This window comes from Shewanella sp. M-Br, assembly GCF_036245925.1.
Taxonomy (GTDB): Bacteria; Pseudomonadota; Gammaproteobacteria; order Enterobacterales; family Shewanellaceae; genus Shewanella; species Shewanella oncorhynchi.
On record NZ_BJBV01000053.1, the window covers coordinates 1 to 1,402 of the forward strand.

Below are 1,402 nucleotides of genomic sequence, written 5' to 3' on the forward strand. Positions count from 1 at the left end.
AGTCCGTATATGGACACCTCAAATAGATCAACCACTTTTTGAGTAACAGAAAGTAATACTGCGTACGTATATCCGACCTGTTTGTGAGAATCTTTGTTCTCTGGCCTTAATGAGAACCGCGCCTTTGCTGCTTATCGTCCTTTCGGAGTCATATGCTCCTTGTACTCTCTCAGCATCTGCAAAGGCCGGTATTACCTGTTACTTCATTATCTGTAGTCGTGTTTTGAGGTGAGTTTAATACTCGATTTTTACATATTAACAAGGCCGATATTCGCTGCGATGAAACAGCATAGCCCAGATGATCCGTGCCAATTTGTTTGCAATTGCTACTGCCGCTTTCTGTTTACCTCGCCGCTCAATCACCTTTAAGGCCCATACGGAGATCCTGTCATTACTCTTACTTGCATAACGAATAATCGACCAAGCTCCCTGGATCAGTTGCCGCCGCAGATAGCTGTTACCTCGTTTGGTTATGCCGCCCAATTTTTGTTTTCCCCCACTGGAAAACTCTTTAGGAACCAGTCCTAAATTTGCAGAAAAATGCCGAGCACCATGATAGCCAGAGCCATCACCGGCAAATGACACCGCGGCAGTGGCAATGATTTCTGCAACGCCTCTTATACCCATCAGTCGCTTGGCATCCGGGTGCGTTCTTGCCTGCAGTTTGATATCTTTTTCCAGCGAACCTATTGCAACGTTGATCGCACGCAACTCTTCCATCAGCTCACGCATGTATTGGCGTGCAATCGTAGTGAGTTGATTACTGGCATCCTCAAGTAATTCCGGCAGCAAAAGATTCAATGGATTACGTCCTTTAGGGAGGGCTATTCCATATTCACTTAGTAAGCCTCTGATTTGATTGGTTAGTGCAGTGCGTATTCTGATCCGGCGCTCGCGAATTCTGTGGGTAATGATGATATCAACCTGCGCTAAGGTTCTCGGCTGAACGAAAATCAGGTTCGGTCTCTGCGCTGCCTCACAGATAGCGAAGGCATCATTGCGATCGTTCTTATTGCCTTTGACAAATGGCTTAACATGCTGAGGCGGGATCAGTTTGACGTCATGCCCGAGAGAAAGTAACTCTCTGCCCCAATAGTTAGAGCCACTGCAGGCTTCCATCGCAACAGTGGCATCAGGGTAAGTACGCAGAAAAGTCAGGAGCTGAGCACGTTTAATCGAACGGTTAAAAACACTCTTGCCTGCTTGATTAACTCCACATACTTGGAAGATATTTTTTGCGAGATCAATTCCTATTAGTGTAACTTTCATTTTGGACACCTTTTGTTGTTATTGAACGTGCAAATTCAATATGGCGTAAATGACGCCTACTTCACAAGAGGTGTCCATCCCATCATCCTTGGATGCTCGACCGCCCCGTCCATGGGGCGGACGGTCGTCTCGC

At 46.5% G+C, this 1,402-nt stretch carries 1 protein-coding gene; it reads right to left on the minus strand.

Features of this window, described 5'->3' with window-relative positions; all coding sequences use genetic code 11:
* Nucleotides 1-255: 255 nt before the first annotated feature.
* Nucleotides 256-1,269: an IS110-like element ISShes7 family transposase gene (locus AAA952_RS22255; RefSeq protein ID WP_338259695.1), complete on the minus strand. Its 1,014-nt coding sequence runs from the start codon at nt 1,267-1,269 to the stop codon at nt 256-258.
* Between the last annotated feature and the right edge of the window lie 133 nt (nt 1,270-1,402).